Source organism: Microbacterium barkeri, assembly GCF_027921765.1.
Classification (GTDB): Bacteria; Actinomycetota; Actinomycetes; order Actinomycetales; family Microbacteriaceae; genus Microbacterium; species Microbacterium barkeri.
Genome location: NZ_BSEJ01000002.1, coordinates 166,405 through 179,825, shown reverse-complemented (window position 1 = coordinate 179,825; position 13,421 = coordinate 166,405). Strand labels below are relative to the sequence as shown.

Below are 13,421 nucleotides of genomic sequence, written 5' to 3'. Positions count from 1 at the left end.
GACGATGCCCCGCTCCGAGACGCCCGAACGCCCGATGCGCACCACCTGGGTGCCGGTTCACCCCGACCTCGCGCCCACGCGTCGTTCGCTTCGCGCGCAGGCACCGGGCCGGAGTCTGCGTCCGCTGCTCATCGGGTCGGCGGCGGCCGTCGTCCTGGCGATCGTCGTCGTCGCGCTCGTGGCGGGGCCGATGCTCGCGCGGGCGGGGGAGTCGGACCGGACCGAGCAGTACGCGAGCGCTCGTGCGGAGGCTGTCTCGGCTCGGGATGAGGCGTCTTCCGCGCGGTCCGATGTCGCCGCCGCGATCGCGACCCGCACGGAGACGGCCGAGCGGATGTCCACGGCCCTTGCGGGCGCGGAGGGGTACGCCGACGAGGCCGCGCGGTCGACCGCCGCGCAGGCGGTGGCCGCCTATGCGGACGGGCTCGGCCGACTAGAATTGCCGTCCGAGCCGGCAGCCGTGCCCGAGACCGCGACGGTCGAGACGGATGAGGATCTCGACCGTGCCCTCACGGCCCTCGACGGGGCCGAGGCCGAAGCCGACGCGACCATCGCAGCCGTCGGCGAGGCGCGCAATCGGATGGCGGAGCTCGACGCCGAGTTCTCCGCGGCGCTTGAGGCATTCCGTGGATCCCTGCTGCCCCGCGCCGAGGTGATCCTGGGGGAGAACCCCGATGCTGTCGAGGACTTCCGCGCGGCGGTCGCGTCGGCCGCGCAGAGCGCGGCGGACGCGAGCGACCCCGCCCAGCTGGAGCAGCGGCTAAAGGAGTTCGCCTCTGCGGTCGATGCGCTGCGTGCGGACCAGCATCGGGCGGCGATCGCGATCGAGCAGGAGCGCCTCGAGCAGGAGCAGCGCGAGGCGGAGGAGCGCGAGCGGCAGCAGACGCCGGTCGTGCCCGCTCCCGTGCCGACGCCGGACCCGTCGCCCGAGCCGACGCCCGAGACGAGCCCGGAGCCGACGCCCGAGCCCGAGGAGCCGACGCCGACGCCCGAAGATCCGACTCCGGAGACGCCCGCTCCCGAGACGCCCGCTCCCGACGACCCGACTCCCGAGACCCCTGCTCCCGACGCGTCGTAGCCGCTCGTTCGGGCCGAGACCTCACGTGTCTCACTTCGCGCGGTTATCCGGGGCCGATTCCCGCCGGTACCGAGACACGCCGGTCCGACGCACGCGGCGTGTCTCGCGTCCCGCGGTTATCCGGGCCCGATTCCCGCCGGCACCGAGACACGCTCGTCCGGCGGACGCCCCGTGTCTCGCTTCCCGCGGTCATCCGGGCTCGATTCCCGCCGGTACCGAGACACGCTCGTCCGGCGGGCCCCCCGTGTCTCACGCCCCGCCGTTATCCGAGCCCGATTCCCGCTGGTACCGAGACACGCCGGTCCGACGCACGCCGCGTGTCTCGCTTCCCGCGGTTATCCGGGCCGGATTCCCGCCGGTACCGAGACACGCTCGTCCGGCGGGCACCCCGTGTCTCGCTTCCCGCCGTTATCGGGAGCGGATTCCCGCCGGTACCGAGACACGCTCGTCCGGCTGACACCCCGTGTCTCGCTTCCCACGGTTATCCGAGCCCGATTCCCGCCGGCACCGAGACACGCTCGTCCGGCGGACGCCCCGTGTCTCGCTTCCCGCGGTCATCCGGGGCGGATTCCCGCCCGTACCGAGACACGCGCCAAAGGCCCCCTCGTCACATTCTCGATTCGAGGGAATAGACGCCGGAGAGGGCTGTTTCACCTGCTGTGATCGAGTTCTCGGATTCGCGCCCCGCTGCGACGCTGGATGTCCCCGCCGCCCGTGAGCGGGTGCGCGTGCGCATCCCTCTTCGGTTCCCCGACGGATACGCGACGGAGGCCGAGGTCATCACGTTCGACGGACTCGCCGACGGCCGGGAGCACCTCCTTCTCGCGCTGGGCGACTGGCGCGGCGCACTCGAGCGCGACGGCGTCGCACCGCTCGTCCGCCCGCACAGCGAGTGCCTCACGGGCGACGTCTTCGGCTCGGAGCGCTGCGACTGCGGCCCGCAGCTGCGCGAGGCCGTCGAGCGCATCGCCGACGAGGGCGGCTTCCTGCTGTACCTCCGCCAGGAGGGACGCGGCATCGGACTCTACGCGAAGCTCGACGCCTATGCCCTGCAGGACGCGGGACTCGATACCTACGAGGCGAACCTCGCGCTCGGCCACGGTGAGGATGAGCGCGACTACACCTCGGCGGCGCAGATGCTGCGCGCAGTCGGCGTCGACCGCATCCGCCTGCTGAGCAACAACCCCGACAAGGCCGCCCAGCTCGGCGCCCTCGGCGTCGCGGTCGAAGAGCGCGTTCCCACGGCCGTGCACCTCTCGGCCTCGAACGCGAACTACCTGCGCACGAAGCGCGATCACACCGCGCACACGATCGATCTGCCCGCAGCCTGAGCTCGGATGGCGCCGCGCCCGCACGCGTGGCGCCATCCGTGTATCGCGCTGCGCAGCGCCCCGATATGCTTCGGTGGTGATGCGGCGGACGGCGCGATGGGGCGGAGTGCTCGCCATCTGCGGCGCGCTCGCGTTCGGCGGCGCCGCGCACGCGGACGACCAGCCGGATGAGCCCTCGGCGCCGGCGGATGTCTCGGTGCACGTCGTGATCGACGGCTCGCGCTGCGGCCCGGTCATGAGGGTTCCGGATGGCGTCGCCGAGCACGTCCGCGACCGGTCGAAGGGCAAGGCGCGCCCGTTCACCGGCGGACTGCCGCCGGCAGCGGTCGCAGGCCAGTGCAAGGCCGAGCGCCCGCCCGAGGTCGTCGTCGAACGGTCTCGGGGACGCGGCGGCGCGCTCGTCACGTACTCCCTCTTCGCCTGAGCGCGGGTCGGGAACCGCCCACCGCCGTCGAGACTAGCCCTGGTCGTCGGGACCTGTGCCGGGAGCACCGGTTTCGACGACGAAAGCTAGTCTGACGAGGATGACGGGCCTCAGCTCCCGAGCGCGCCCATCACGAGGTAGCCGGCGCACGCGGCGCCGAGCATGAGCGCGGCGGCGGTCGCGAGAGCGAGCGGCCACGCTCCCCGCTCCAGGGCGCCGGAGCGGTGGAGCGACGCGTGCGCACGGCGGTATCCGATGGCCGCCGCGAAGTACGCTCCCACGGCGAGCCCTGCCCCCACGAGGCCCACGATCACGGCCGCGAGCCCGAGCGATTCCGCCGTGAAGCGCATGGCGACGAGACTCGCGAGCCCGAAGGAGAGGCTCGTGCGGCGCCATGCGAGCAGCGTGCGCTCGGGCTGCAGCCCCGGGTCGAAGACCGCGTCCGTCACACGAACATCCCGATGGTGACGAGCGCCACGGCGACGACCACGCCGACGACGATGACCCCTCCGACGCCGAGCCCGGGAAGCGGCCGGCCCAGACGGAGCGCCTTCTCGGTGCGCGCCCACCCGAGCCAGGCCTGGACGGCGGCGAGGGTGCCCAGCACGAGGAAGACGGCCGCGGCCGCGAGGCGCCATCCGGCGGCCGTCGGGATGTCGAGCGCCTCGAGAGCGAACGCGCCCGCGTACATCGCGAGCGCGGTGCGGAGCCACGCGAGGAACGTGCGCTCGTTCGCGAGGCTGAAACGGGGGTCGGGTTCGTCGCCCTCGCGGTAGACGCGCTGCGGGAAGCGGCTCACGAGCGCTCCTCGCGGAGCGCGACGGTGCGGAACCCGGCGTTGCCCATCGACGAGTCCGGGGTGTTCTGCGACCGGGCGGAGTTGCGGTAGCGGTTGCAGTACGAGATGTGGCAGAGATAGCTGCCGCCGCGCAGGATGCGCGCGGCCCCGGTGGCGGGCCCAGTCGGGTTCTCGACGTCGCCGCGCTCGTAGGTGCGCGGATCGAACCAGTCCTGACACCACTCCCACACGTTCCCGACGGTCTGCCAGAGCCCGAAGCCGTTCGGCTGGAAGGTGCGCACGGGAGCCGTGGTGAGCCATCCGTCGTCCAGGGTGTTCTCGCGCGGGAACACGCCCTGCCAGATGTTGGCGCGCCATCCGCCTTCGTCGACCTCCGCGTCGCCCCACGGGTACTTCGCCCCGTCGATTCCGCCGCGCGCGGCGTACTCCCACTCGGCCTCGGTGGGCAGGCGGCGACCGGCCCACGCGCAGTACGCGACGGCGTCGTTCCAGCTGACGTGCACAACCGGATGGTCGTCGAGTCCGTCGAGGTCGGAGCGGGATCCTCCCGGATGGCGCCAGTCGGCGCCCCTGACGCCGAACCACCAGGGAGTCCCCGGCGGCTGACCGACGATGTCCTCCTCGGGGGCTGCGACAGCGAGGTGGAACACCGCCGAGAAGCCGAACGTCTCGGCCTCGGTGCGGTAGCCGGTGTCGTCGACGAAGCGCGCGAAGTCGGCGTTGGTCACGGTCGTCGTGTCGATCTCGAACGCGTCGAGCGTCACGCGGTGCAGCGGCGTCTCGCCGTCCTGAGGGTTGCGATCGCCCGACGAGTCGCCCATCGTGAACGCGCCCGCCGGGATGCGCGCCTGCTCGATCGCGTGGCGCCCTGTGTTGGCCGGCGCCGTCGAGGGCGGCCGTGTGCTCAGGGAGAGGAAAGCGCCGCGCCCGGGGGTTCCGCACCCGCAGCCGCAGCCGGTGTCTTCGTCGCTCACCCTTCCACGGTAGCCCTCGGCGCGGCGCGGAATCCCGCGCCAGAAGTGGGGATTACCAGCCCAGGTCCTCGATGTAGCGCAGCAGCACGCCCTCGCGGAGCGCCCACGGCGACACCTCGAGCTCGTCGACCTCGAGTGCGGCCATCGCCTCGTGCAGGACGACCGCACCCGCCGTGATCTGGAACGTGCGATCGGCCGTGATGCCGGGCAGCTCCTGCCGCGCCTGCGCGGGGATCCGCGCGAGCACCGGGATCCAGGAGCCGAGCGCGTCGCGGCGCAGCACCATCCGGTCGTTGCCTGCCCAGCCCTCGAGCGGATGGCCCGCGAGCCGCGCGAGGGAGCGGATCGTCTTCGACGACCCCACGACGTGGTCGGGGCGGGGGAGTGACGCGAAGCGCTCGGCGAGCGGAGCGAGTGCCGACGCCGCGTGCGCGCGGAGCCGGTCGACCTGCCGGTCGCCGGGCGGGTCGTCGGGCAGGAACCCGATCGTCATCCGGCCGGCGCCCAGCGGGACCGACTCGGCGAGATCGGGCAGCTCCTCGCTGCCACCCGCGATCTCGAGCGACCCGCCGCCGATGTCGAAGAGGAGGATCTGCCCCGCCGACCAGCCGAACCAGCGCCGGACGGCGAGGAACGTGAAGCGCGCCTCCTGCTCGCCGCCCAGCACCTGGAGCGGCTGGCCGAGCGCGGCCTCGATCTGCAGGATGACGTCGGTGCCGTTCGCGGCCTCGCGCACGGCGGAGGTCGCCGTGGCGAGCAGCTCGTCGACGCCCTCCTTCTCGGCCACCTCGCGCGCGCGATGCACGGCGTCGATGATCGCCTTCACGCCCTCGTCGGAGATGCGCCCGTCGTCCTCGAGATAGCGCATGAGCCGCAGGACGGACTTCTCGCTCGTCTGCGCGAGCGGTCTGCCGCCGGGGTGGGCATCCGCGACGAGCAGGTGGACGGTGTTCGAACCGATGTCGAGGACTCCGAGGCGCACGTCGACAGCGTAGTGGTCGCGCCGTGGATGCAAGCGCTTGCCGACTCATGTCGATGAGAAGCCCCGAGATTGCGCGCGACCCGCGCCATCACCATCCGCCCTCGACGAATTTTCTGCAAACGCTTGCAGCAGACCCATCCGCGCCGCTAGCGTCACAGCGGGCACGCGGATGTGCCCCGGTGCGCACTCGAAGGCGAAGCGCGCATCGACGACAAGCGAAGGAGCATGCCCCGATGAACCCTGCCCCGACCGTCGACCGCCCGCGCCGCAGAAGGCGCCCGCTCCGCGCGCTCGCGCTCGCCGGAGCCCTCGCCCTCGCGGCCCCGCTCCTCGCGATCGCCGCTCCCGCCGAGCCCGCCGAAGCCGCCGCTCCCGGGCCGAAGGACACCACGGCCGTCCTGTTCGAGTACACGTGGGACGCGATCGCCCGCGAGTGCACCGAGACCCTCGGCCCCGCCGGCTACGGGTACGTGCAGACGTCGCCCCCGCAGGAGCACGTGCTCGGGTCGGCCTGGTGGACGCACTACCAGCCGGTCTCGTACAAGCTCGACTCGCGCCTCGGCACCGAGGCCGAGTTCCAGAACATGATCGACACGTGCAACGCGGCGGGGGTGGGCGTCATCGTCGACGCCGTGATCAACCACATGTCGGGGCAGTCCGCGGGCGGCACCGGATGGGCCGGAACTCAATACCAGCACTACACGTACCCCGGGCTCTACCAGAGTTGGGACTTCCACGGGTGCAAGCGCGACATCGTCAACTACCAGGACCGCTGGGAGGTGCAGGAGTGCAATCTCGTCAACCTCGCTGACCTCAACACGAGCTCGACGTACGTGCAGAACACGATCGCCGGCTACCTCAACAAGCTCGTCGACATGGGCGTCGCCGGCTTCCGCATCGACGCCGTGAAGCACATCGCCGCGACCGACATGCAGGGCATCTGGAGCAAGGTGAAGAACCGCGATTCGCTCTACGTCGTGCAGGAGGTCATCCGCGCCAACGAGCCCATCCAGCCGGAGGAGTACACCTCGATCGGCGACATCCACGAGTTCGCGTTCGCGCGCAAGCTCAAGGAGGCGTTCGGCGGCCGCACGCTCAACTGGCTCATCGAGGGCAACGGCATCGGACCGACCTGGAGCGGCTTCCTCCCGCAGGCCAACGCCGCGGTGTTCGTCGACAACCACGACACCGAGCGCAACGGCGAGACCCTCTCGTACAAGGACGGCGCCGCCTACGACCTCGCGCAGATCTTCACGCTCGCCTGGAACTACGGCTCGCCGTCGATCCACTCCGGCTACGCGTTCAGCAACAAGGACGCCGGCCCGGCGACGGATGGCGCGGGCGCGGTCGTCGACGCGAGCCCTCAGGGCGGATGGACCTTCACGCACAAGCAGAACGACATCCTCAACATGGTCGGCTTCCGCACCGCCACGTACGGCAAGCCGATCACGGACAAGTGGACCAATGGCAGCAGCGCGATCGCGTTCGGCCGCGGAGACGCCGGCTTCGTCGCGATCAACCGCGGCGGGGACCTCACCCGCACGTTCACGACGAGCCTGCCCGACGGCACCTACTACAACGTCATCGACGCCGTGAAGACGAACGGCGTGTGGTCGGGCCCCACGATCACGGTCTCGGGCGGCCAGTTCACCGCGACGGTGGGCGCCGACGACGCCATCGCGCTCCACAAGGACGCGAAGGCGACGACGGGCCCCGTCACCGGCGACGATCTGACGGTGTACTACTCGACGTCGAAGGGATGGTCGGCGTACAACATCCACTACAAGGTCGGCTCGGGCGCGTGGACGACGGCGCCGGGGCAGTCGATGACGGCGGCGTGCTCGGGATGGGTGTCGCGGACGATCGACTCGAACGGCGCGTCGGTGACGGCGGCGTTCAACAACGGCGCGGGCACATGGGACAACAACGGCGGGTCCGACTACGTCCTGTCGGGCACGACCGCTGCGGTCGCGAACGGCGCCGTGACGACGCAGAACCCCTGCGCGACGACGGCGACCGACGACCTGACGGTGTACTACTCGACGTCGAAGGGATGGTCGGCGTACAACATCCACTACAAGGTCGGCTCGGGCGCGTGGACGACGGCGCCGGGGCAGTCGATGACGGCGGCGTGCTCGGGATGGGTGTCGCGGACGATCGACTCGAACGGCGCGTCGGTGACGGCGGCGTTCAACAACGGCGCGGGCACGTGGGACAACAACGGCGGAGCCGACTACGTCCTGTCGGGCACGACCGCTGCGGTCGCGAACGGCGCCGTGACGACGCAGAACCCCTGCGGCTGATCCGGATCGTCGCCGGTCACTGAGGAGCGGGCGAGGCGAGAGGGCGACCTGCGGGTCGCCGGGGCTCGCCTCGCCCGTTCCCGTCGGCGGGGCTCAGGCCGAGTCGATGAGCGCGGCGAGGCCGTCGAGTGTGCGAGCAAGACCGAACTCCCACGCCCGATCCGCCGCCCAGGCAGACCCTTGCGCCTCCCCGGCCGCGGCTCCGATCCGGACGGCGCGGGGATAGCGCGCCGGGTCGAACGCGCGCGCGAGGATCGGCTGATTGGCCGCCCACCATTCGCCGTCGCTCATCGCCGAATCCGTTGTGGCGCGCTGCGCGTCGTGCGCCGCGCGGCAGTGCGCCTGCACGAAGCCGAGCAGATAGGTCAGCGTCGCGTCGACGTCGGCATCCGCGAGTCCCGTCCCGTCGAACGCCGCGAGCTCGTGCTCGTACTTCGCCATCAGTCCGGGCCCGAGGGGCGGCCGGCTCAGAGCGGCGACCTCGGTCAGCCATGCGTGCTCCGTCAGCAGCTCGCGATTCGCCTCGGCGACCATCCCGAGCCGCGCCCGCCACGTCTCATCCGCCCAGGGGCGCCGGGGCATCCGGCCGTAGAGCGCGTCGACCATGAGGTCCAGCAGCTCCGGCTTGCCGGGGACATACGTGTAGACCGACATCGCCGACACTCCCACCCGCTCGGCCACGGCGCGGATGGTCACCGCGGCCAGGCCGCTCTCGTCGGCGAGCTCGAGCGCGGCATCGACGAGTTGGACCGCGGTGAGCGAGCGCGCGGGCCCCTTCCGCTGCGTGCGAGCGGGCTCGCCCCACAGCAGGGCGAGCGTGGCGCTGGGCTCGCCGGATCCGGTGCGGTTCGAGGACATGGGAATGATCCTGCCATGGACGGGGTTGTGCTCTGTACGTCGTATACCGTACAGTGTACGACGTTCCGTTGAGGAGAAGGAGGACGCGATGACCCGCACGACCGCATCCGCAGCCGAGACCATCCGACCGACAGGGGGCCGCTCCATGCACATCACCGAATCCGCCCTCTCGCTCAATGTCCGCGACGTCGAGGCGTCCGCCGCCTGGGTGAAGCGGCATCTCGGCTTCTCCGAGACCATGTCCGCCGACGGGTTCTGCTCGCTCGCGCACCCCGAGGCGGGGTTCGCGCTCATCTTCCTGCGCACCGGGCTCGGGACCTTCAGGCCCGCCGCGCAGGCGCACGACGCCGGGGGACTGCTCGTGGTGTTCGTCGTTCCCGACATCGACGCGCAGTACGAGCGCCTGCGCGCCGAGGGCGTCGAGATCGTCACGCCGATCGAGACCGAGCCGTGGGGCGAGCGCTACTTCCAGATGGCCGACCCGAACGGCGTCGTGTACCAGCTCGTGCAGTGGATGACCTCCGAGGAGGAGCAGCAGTGACCGATCCCCGCATCCCCGACCCCTCCCAGCCCACGCCGACGACGCGGCCGGAGCTGTCGAACGTCCTGTTCCTCCGGAGCGTCGTGACGTCCGAGCTCATCGAGGTCGGCGAGTACACGTACTACGACGACGAGGGAACCCGTCCGCCGTTCGAGGAGGCCAACGTCCGGTACCTCTACGGCCCCCAGCGCCTCGTCATCGGCCGCTTCACGGCGATCGCCCCGGGGGCGACGTTCCTCATGCCGGGCGGCAGCCATCCGATGGTCGGACCATCCACCTATCCGTTCACGATGTTCGGCGGGGCCTGGATGGAGAACACCCTCGACGCCTTCCTCGCGATCGAGCAGCGCGGCGACACGGTCGTCGGCAACGACGTGTGGATCGGCCGCGAGGCGACGATCCTCCCCGGCGTGACCATCGGCGACGGCGCGGTGATCGGCGCGCACAGTGTCGTCACGAAGGACGTCGCGCCGTACGAGGTCGTGGGCGGGAACCCCGCGCGGCGCATCCGCATGCGGTTCGACGAAGAGGATGTCCGCAGGCTCCTCGCGGTGCGCTGGTGGGACTGGCCGATCGAGCGCATCACCGAGCATGCCGCCGTGATCATGACCGGGACGCCGGCCGAGCTCGAGCGGCTCGTGTGACGCCCGGCCCGACCCGCGCCAGTGTGCGCGGGTCGGGCCTGGCCCGCTCGTCCTGCCGCCGGGCCCCGGCCATCCTGCCGCCGGGCCCCGGCCATCCGCCCCGGTACGATGTTGCGGATGAGTCCGACAGCCGTTCCCGCCTCCCTCTCGCTGTACCGCGAGATCCCCCGCGCCGAGTGGGCGCGGATGGCGGCGGGCATGGATCAGCCGCTCACCGAGACCGAGGTCGTCCAGCTGCGCGGGCTTGGCGACCGGCTCGACATCGCCGAGGTGCGAGACGTCCACCTGCCACTGAGCCGCACGCTCAGCATCTGGGCGAGCGGTGTGCGCCGGATCGGCGCGGAGGTGTCGACGTTCCTCCAGGAGGAGGACCCGACGACCCCGTTCGTCATCGGGGTCGCGGGCTCGGTCGCAGTCGGCAAGTCGACGGTCGCGCGCCTGCTCCGCGAGCTGATCAGCCGGTGGCCGGACACCCCGCGCGTCGAGCTCGTCACGACGGACGGCTTCCTCTACCCCAACGCCGAGCTCGAGCGGCGCGGGATCATGAGCCGCAAGGGCTTCCCCGAGTCGTACGACCGCCGTGCTCTCGTCGACTTCGTCACGCGCGTGAAGAGCGGTGCCGACGAGGTGCGCGCCCCGTTCTACTCGCACATGAAGTACGACATCATGCCCGACGCGCAGGTCGTCGTGCGGCGGCCCGACGTGCTCATCATCGAGGGGCTCAACGTCCTGCAGCCGCCGCCCACGCCGAACGACGTCGCGGTCAGCGACCTGTTCGACTTCTCGATCTACGTCGACGCCGACGCCGCGCACATCGAGGAGTGGTTCGTCAACCGCTTCCTCGCGCTGCGGGAGGGCGCGTTCTCGAACCCGTCGTCGTACTTCAACGTCTTCCAGCACCTCAGCGACGAGGAGGCCATCAGCACCGCCCGGGGCATCTGGAACGACATCAACCTGCCGAACCTGGTCGAGAACGTCGCGCCGACGAAGCACCGCGCGACGCTCGTGCTCAACAAGGGCGCCGACCACAACGTCGAGAGTGTGCTCCTGCGCAAGCTGTAGAAGCGGCCGGGGCGGCGTGGGGCGAGTCGCGACGCCCGCCATGCGCGCCGTGCTCGCGGTCGACGCTCCCGTGCTCGTCGTGCGCCCGTAGCCGCGCCCGGGGCGGCGGCCTGCCAGGGTTCCCAGGATGGCGTCCCTAGGATTGAGCGCATGTGCGGAATCGTCGGATACGTCGGTCCTCGGGAAAGCCAGGACATCCTTCTCGCGGGTCTTGCTCGGCTCGAGTACCGGGGGTACGACTCCGCGGGCATCGCCGTGATCGACCGCGAGGGGTCGCTGGGGATGCGGAAGAAGGCGGGCAAGCTGGCACGTCTGCGGGAGGCGCTGGATGAGGCTCCGCTGGGTGCCGGCACGACGGGGATCGGGCACACGCGGTGGGCCACGCACGGGGGTCCGACGGATCTGAACGCGCATCCCCATCTGGCGGATGACGACCGGCTGGCGGTGATCCACAACGGCATCATCGAGAACTTCTCTGCGCTGAAGGCGGAGCTGGAGGCGGAGGGGTTCTCGTTCCGCAGCCAGACGGACACCGAGGTCGCGGCGGTGCTGCTGGGCCGGGAGTACCGGGCTGCGGGCGGGGATCTGGCTGCGGCGTTCCGGGCGGTGGTCTCGCGGCTCGAGGGCGCGTTCACGCTGCTGGCGATGCATGAGGATCACCCGGGCCTGGTCGTGGGCGCGCGGCGGAACTCGCCGCTGGTGATCGGTCTGGGCGAGGGGGAGAACTTCCTCGGGTCGGACGTGGCGGCGTTCGTGGAGCACACGCGTCGTGCGCTGGCGATCGGGCAGGATCAAATCGTGTCGATCACGCCGGAGGGCGTGTCGGTGACGGACTTCGACGGCGCGGTCGTGGAGGTCGAGCCGTTCGAGGTGTCGTGGGATGCGGCGGCTGCGGACAAGGGCGGCTGGTCGAGCTTCATGGCCAAGGAGGTCTCGGAGGAGCCCGAGGCGGTCGCGAACACGGTGCTGGGGCGGGTGCAGGACGGGCAGATCGTGATCCCCGAGCTGGATGGCCTGGACGGGCTGTTCCAGGGCGTGAGCCGGGTGATCGTGCTGGCGTGCGGGACGGCGTACTACGCGGGTCTGGTCGGGAAGTACGCGATCGAGCAGTGGGCGCGGATCCCGGTGGATGTGGAGCTCGCGCACGAGTTCCGGTACCGCGACCCGATCGTGGGGCCGGAGACGCTCGTGGTGTCGATCAGCCAGTCGGGCGAGACGATGGACACGCTGATGGCGGTGAAGGAGGCCGCGCGTCTGGGCGCGAAGACCCTGTCGATCTGCAACACGCAGGGTGCGACGATCCCGCGGGAGTCGGACGCGATCGTGTACACGCACGCGGGGCCGGAGGTCGCGGTGGCGTCGACGAAGGCGTTCGTGGCGCAGATCACGGCGCTGTACCTGCTCGCGCTGCACGTGGGGCGGGTGCGGGGCGCGCTGTCGGCGGAGGTCGCGGGTGCGGCGATCGCGGAGCTGGAGGCGCTGCCGGAGAAGATCCGGTGGATCCTGGAGAACGAGCAGGAGCGCATCGAGCAGCTCTCGCGGTGGATGTCGGACACGCGGTCGGTGCTGTTCCTGGGCCGTCACGTGGGGTACCCGATCGCGCTGGAGGGTGCGCTCAAGCTCAAGGAGCTGTCGTACATCCACGCGGAGGGGTTCGCCGCGGGCGAGCTCAAGCACGGCCCGATCGCGCTGATCGAGCCGGGTCAGCCGGTGTTCGTGATGGTGCCGTCGCCGCGTCAGGGCGCGACGCTGCACGCGAAGGTCATCTCGAACATCGAGGAGATCCGCGCCCGCGGCGCCCGCGTGATCGCGGTCGCGGAGGAGGGCGACGCGGCCGTGCTGCCCTTCGCCGACGAGGTGCTCCGGGTGCCGCTCGCGGCGCCGCTGTTCGAGCCCATCCTCGCCGTCGTGCCGCTGCACATCTTCGCGATGGGCCTCGCGACCGCGAAGGGCCTCGACGTCGACCAGCCCCGCAACCTCGCGAAGTCGGTCACGGTCGAGTAGGCGCGTCGGAGCGCGCAGCACGGGCACGGCGGAAGGGAGAAGGATGATCGTCGGCATCGGCGTCGACCTCGTCGACATCCCGCGGTTCGAGAGCACGATCATGCGCACGCCGCGCCTGCGCGACCGCCTGTTCACGGAGCACGAGCGCGGCCTGCCGCTGCGCTCGCTCGCCGCGCGCTACGCCGCGAAGGAAGCGCTCATCAAGGCCCTCGGCGGCTCGGACGGCGTGACGTGGACCGAGATCGAGGTCGCCCGGCTCGGCGAGCGCGAGGCGCCGCGCTTCGAGCTCACCGGCGCCACCGCGCAGACCGTCGCCGCCCTCGGGATCACGGCGCTGCACCTCTCGCTGTCGCACGATGCGGGGCTCGCGATCGCCTACGTCACGGCCGAAGGGGAGGCGGGCCCTGTCGCGGTCGACGTC

General features: G+C 71.3%; 13 protein-coding genes and 1 pseudogene. 9 read left to right on the top strand and 5 right to left on the bottom strand.

The window, feature by feature from the left end:
- The first annotated feature begins 4 nt into the window (after window positions 1-4).
- The 3 genes from PKE79_RS03935 (at window position 5) to PKE79_RS03925 (ending at window position 2,833) form a co-directional block, all read left to right on the top strand.
- Window positions 5-1,078 carry a hypothetical protein gene (locus tag PKE79_RS03935; protein ID WP_271172355.1) on the top strand — a complete coding sequence of 358 codons (1,074 nt, stop codon included), beginning with the start codon at window positions 5-7 and terminating at the stop codon, window positions 1,076-1,078.
- A 734-nt stretch (window positions 1,079-1,812) separates the two neighbouring features.
- Entirely contained in the window at window positions 1,813-2,409 is a 597-nt protein-coding gene (locus tag PKE79_RS03930; protein WP_271172438.1) for a GTP cyclohydrolase II, read from the top strand.
- 76 nt (window positions 2,410-2,485) lie between these two features.
- Window positions 2,486-2,833, top strand: coding sequence for a hypothetical protein (locus PKE79_RS03925; RefSeq protein WP_271172354.1), 348 nt, complete (start codon window positions 2,486-2,488; stop codon window positions 2,831-2,833).
- Between the two features lie 110 nt (window positions 2,834-2,943).
- Here PKE79_RS03925 and PKE79_RS03920 read toward each other — a convergent pair whose 3' ends face one another.
- From PKE79_RS03920 to PKE79_RS03905, 4 genes are read right to left on the bottom strand one after another with little or no spacing between them, the layout of a single operon-like run.
- On the bottom strand, window positions 2,944-3,282 hold the full coding sequence (locus PKE79_RS03920; protein ID WP_271172353.1) for a DUF202 domain-containing protein: 339 nt from the start codon (window positions 3,280-3,282) through the stop codon (window positions 2,944-2,946).
- Complete coding sequence (locus PKE79_RS03915) at window positions 3,279-3,632, bottom strand: YidH family protein (RefSeq protein WP_271172352.1); 354 nt, start codon at window positions 3,630-3,632, stop codon at window positions 3,279-3,281. The genes PKE79_RS03920 and PKE79_RS03915 overlap by 4 nt, the downstream gene beginning before the upstream one ends.
- Complete coding sequence (locus PKE79_RS03910) at window positions 3,629-4,606, bottom strand: formylglycine-generating enzyme family protein (protein WP_374727721.1); 978 nt, start codon at window positions 4,604-4,606, stop codon at window positions 3,629-3,631. Before PKE79_RS03910 ends, PKE79_RS03915 begins: the two co-directional genes overlap by 4 nt.
- A 52-nt stretch (window positions 4,607-4,658) precedes the next feature.
- Window positions 4,659-5,588: a Ppx/GppA phosphatase family protein gene (locus PKE79_RS03905; RefSeq protein ID WP_271172351.1), complete on the bottom strand. Its 930-nt coding sequence runs from the start codon at window positions 5,586-5,588 to the stop codon at window positions 4,659-4,661.
- Window positions 5,589-5,821: 233 nt separating this feature from the next.
- Between PKE79_RS03905 and PKE79_RS03900 the strand changes: the two genes are divergently transcribed.
- Window positions 5,822-7,891, top strand: coding sequence for a carbohydrate binding domain-containing protein (locus PKE79_RS03900; protein WP_271172350.1), 2,070 nt, complete (start codon window positions 5,822-5,824; stop codon window positions 7,889-7,891).
- Window positions 7,892-7,984: 93 nt separating this feature from the next.
- Here the strand turns inward: PKE79_RS03900 and PKE79_RS03895 are convergent, their stop codons facing one another.
- Window positions 7,985-8,749: a TetR/AcrR family transcriptional regulator C-terminal domain-containing protein gene (locus PKE79_RS03895; RefSeq protein WP_271172349.1), complete on the bottom strand. Its 765-nt coding sequence runs from the start codon at window positions 8,747-8,749 to the stop codon at window positions 7,985-7,987.
- 88 nt (window positions 8,750-8,837) lie between these two features.
- Between PKE79_RS03895 and PKE79_RS03890 the strand changes: the two genes are divergently transcribed.
- From PKE79_RS03890 to PKE79_RS03870, 5 genes and pseudogenes are all read left to right on the top strand, one after another.
- A complete protein-coding gene (locus PKE79_RS03890; RefSeq protein ID WP_271172348.1) occupies window positions 8,838-9,290 on the top strand; it encodes a VOC family protein in 453 nt (150 codons plus the stop codon).
- Window positions 9,287-9,934 (top strand): CatB-related O-acetyltransferase, encoded by a 648-nt coding sequence (locus PKE79_RS03885; protein WP_271172347.1) that lies wholly within the window; start codon window positions 9,287-9,289, stop codon window positions 9,932-9,934. The genes PKE79_RS03890 and PKE79_RS03885 overlap by 4 nt, the downstream gene beginning before the upstream one ends.
- 117 nt (window positions 9,935-10,051) lie before the next feature.
- Window positions 10,052-10,996: a type I pantothenate kinase gene (gene coaA, locus PKE79_RS03880; RefSeq protein ID WP_271172346.1), complete on the top strand. Its 945-nt coding sequence runs from the start codon at window positions 10,052-10,054 to the stop codon at window positions 10,994-10,996.
- Between the two features lie 150 nt (window positions 10,997-11,146).
- Window positions 11,147-13,000: a glutamine--fructose-6-phosphate transaminase (isomerizing) gene (gene glmS / locus PKE79_RS03875; RefSeq protein ID WP_271172345.1), complete on the top strand. Its 1,854-nt coding sequence runs from the start codon at window positions 11,147-11,149 to the stop codon at window positions 12,998-13,000.
- Between the two features lie 43 nt (window positions 13,001-13,043).
- Window positions 13,044-13,397 (top strand): annotated as a pseudogene (locus tag PKE79_RS03870) (holo-ACP synthase); the annotation flags it as partial.
- Between the last annotated feature and the right edge of the window lie 24 nt (window positions 13,398-13,421).

Bases quoted from the DNA above. Each gene is read 5' to 3' on its own strand.
- PKE79_RS03935 (WP_271172355.1), top strand. From the start codon at position 5: ATGCCCCGCTCCGAGACGCCCGAACGCCCGATGCGCACCACCTGGGTG.
- PKE79_RS03900 (WP_271172350.1), top strand. From the start codon at position 5,822: ATGAACCCTGCCCCGACCGTCGACCGCCCGCGCCGCAGAAGGCGCCCG.
- PKE79_RS03895 (WP_271172349.1), bottom strand. From the start codon at position 8,749: ATGTCCTCGAACCGCACCGGATCCGGCGAGCCCAGCGCCACGCTCGCC.
- PKE79_RS03890 (WP_271172348.1), top strand. From the start codon at position 8,838: ATGACCCGCACGACCGCATCCGCAGCCGAGACCATCCGACCGACAGGG.
- coaA (WP_271172346.1), top strand. From the start codon at position 10,052: ATGAGTCCGACAGCCGTTCCCGCCTCCCTCTCGCTGTACCGCGAGATC.
- glmS (WP_271172345.1), top strand. From the start codon at position 11,147: ATGTGCGGAATCGTCGGATACGTCGGTCCTCGGGAAAGCCAGGACATC.